The following is a 1,980-nucleotide window of genomic DNA, read 5'->3' as shown; positions in this document are numbered from 1 at the left end:
GTGAATGGGGGTGGGGCGGTGGTGCTGTGGCAGCTTGGGGTGTCGTTCGCTTTTTTGGTCGAGCGGGCCATGATCGGAGAACCTCAACCTACCCGGCCAGGATTCCGCGGATCCGGCTTCGCCGGTCCGCCAATGCCGCCCCTGGGGGGCGCGCAGCGCGTAGGGGGCAATCCCATTTGGTGTACAACGTAAGAATGCCTGATTCAGCAACAACCATGCTCAAGAACTCCACCCCCCCCGACCCCGGGCGCCGCGGATCCGGCTCCGCCGGTCCGCCAGTTTCGCCCCCTGGGGGGCGCGCGCAGCGCGTAGGGGGGGGCCTCACCCGTCGCATCATTCCCTGCCTGGACGTGACGGCGGGGCGGGTGGTGAAGGGCATCAATTTCGTGAATCTGGTCGATGCCGGGGATCCGGTGGAGATTGCGCGCCGGTATGACGACCAGGGCGCGGATGAGCTGACGTTCCTGGACATTACGGCATCCAGCGACCAGCGCGACATTATTCTGTCGGTGATCGAGCAGGTGGCGTCGCAGGTGTTCATTCCGCTGACCGTGGGCGGCGGGGTGCGCAAGGTGGAGGACGTGCGGCGGCTGCTCAATGCGGGCGCCGACAAGGTCGGCATCAATACCTCGGCGGTAACGAACCCAGAGCTCGTGCGCGAGGCCTCGGGCCGCTACGGCGCGCAGTGCATCGTGGTGGCGATCGACGCCAAGCGGGTATCGGCGGAAGGCGAGCCGGCGCGCTGGGAAGTGTTCACCCACGGCGGCCGCAATGCCACCGGGCTGGACGCGGTGCAGTGGGCACGCAAAATGGTCGAGTACGGCGCGGGCGAAATCCTGCTGACCAGCATGGACCGCGACGGCACGCGTTCCGGCTTCGACCTGGCGCTGACGCGCGCCGTCTCCGACGCGGTGCCGGTGCCGGTGATCGCGTCGGGCGGGGTGGGATCGCTGCAGGACCTGGCCGACGGCATTACCGAGGGCCATGCCGACGCAGTGCTCGCCGCCAGCATTTTCCACTATGGCCAGCATACGGTTCAGGAAGCCAAGCGCTTCATGGCCGAGCGCGGAATCTGCATGAGAGAGGGATGACCCCTCCTGCGCGAACGCAGCAACGATGCATGGAAAACAGATGAGTACGACCGCTGATTCTCTCTCCGCCGAGCAGGACGCCTGGCTGGACGAGATCGTTTACGACGAGCACGGCCTGGTCCCGGGGATCGCGCAGGACGTCACGACCGAGAAGGTCGTCATGTTCGCCTTCCTGAACCGCGAGTCGCTGCGCGAAACGCTGCGCACCGGCAACGCCACCTACTGGTCGCGTTCGCGCGGCCGCCTGTGGCGCAAGGGCGAGGAATCGGGGCACGTGCAGCGTGTGCGCGAATTGCGCCTGGATTGCGATGGCGACGTGCTGCTGCTGCGCATCGAGCAGGTCGGCGGCATCGCCTGCCATACCGGGCGCGAGCGCTGTTTCTACCGGCGCCTGGATACCGAGGGAGGCCAGCCGCGCTGGGTCGAGACCGATCCGGTGCTGAAAGACCCCGGCCAGATATATACCCCGGCGCGCTGACGCGCCGGTGGAAACGGGGGCCTGCTCTCCCAAGCTGTTGACGACACGGACACATGACGACGAATGACTTCCTGGCCCGCCTGGCCGACACGATCGCAACGCGCCGTCCCGACCGGGGCGGCCAGCCGGACAAGTCCTACGTGGCCAAGCTGCTCGCCAAGGGGCCGGACGCCTTCTTGAAGAAGATCGGCGAAGAAGCCACCGAAACGGTGCTGGCCGCCAAGGACGGCGTGGCGGAAAAGATCATTTACGAGACGGCCGACCTCTGGTTTCATTGCCTCGTCATGCTGGAGTATTACGGTTTGCGTCCCGAACAGGTCATCGCCGAGCTCGCCCGGCGCGAAGGCCTGTCTGGATTGGAAGAAAAAGCCTCGAGAGATGAGCCCCCCCCTACGCGCTGAGGGGGAGGCC

At 66.5% G+C, this 1,980-nt stretch carries 3 protein-coding genes; all 3 read left to right on the top strand.

Annotation, left to right across the window (positions count from 1 at the left end; all coding sequences use genetic code 11):
- The first annotated feature begins 215 nt into the window (after positions 1–215).
- Genes hisF through PIGHUM_RS23765 form a run of 3 tightly spaced genes read left to right on the top strand, consistent with a single transcriptional unit; the run spans position 216 to position 1,970 of the window.
- Positions 216–1,091, top strand: a complete 876-nt coding sequence (gene hisF, locus PIGHUM_RS23775) for an imidazole glycerol phosphate synthase subunit HisF (protein ID WP_124082275.1) — start codon at positions 216–218, stop codon at positions 1,089–1,091.
- 40 nt (positions 1,092–1,131) lie between these two features.
- On the top strand, positions 1,132–1,569 hold the full coding sequence (hisI, locus tag PIGHUM_RS23770) for a phosphoribosyl-AMP cyclohydrolase (RefSeq protein WP_124082273.1): 438 nt from the start codon (positions 1,132–1,134) through the stop codon (positions 1,567–1,569).
- A gap of 53 nt (positions 1,570–1,622) precedes the next feature.
- Positions 1,623–1,970 carry a phosphoribosyl-ATP diphosphatase gene (locus PIGHUM_RS23765; RefSeq protein WP_124082271.1) on the top strand — a complete coding sequence of 116 codons (348 nt, stop codon included), beginning with the start codon at positions 1,623–1,625 and terminating at the stop codon, positions 1,968–1,970.
- Positions 1,971–1,980: the final 10 nt, after the last annotated feature.

Source organism: Pigmentiphaga humi, assembly GCF_900606115.1.
Lineage (GTDB): Bacteria > Pseudomonadota > Gammaproteobacteria > Burkholderiales > Burkholderiaceae_B > Pigmentiphaga > Pigmentiphaga humi.
Note: the sequence above shows the minus strand (reverse complement) of the source record. Positions and strands in the feature narration are given on the sequence as shown.

Excerpts from the sequence above, each read along its gene's own strand:
- PIGHUM_RS23765 (WP_124082271.1), top strand. The coding sequence starts at position 1,623 with ATGACGACGAATGACTTCCTGGCCCGCCTGGCCGACACGATCGCAACG.
- hisI (WP_124082273.1), top strand. The coding sequence starts at position 1,132 with ATGAGTACGACCGCTGATTCTCTCTCCGCCGAGCAGGACGCCTGGCTG.
- hisF (WP_124082275.1), top strand. The coding sequence starts at position 216 with ATGCTCAAGAACTCCACCCCCCCCGACCCCGGGCGCCGCGGATCCGGC.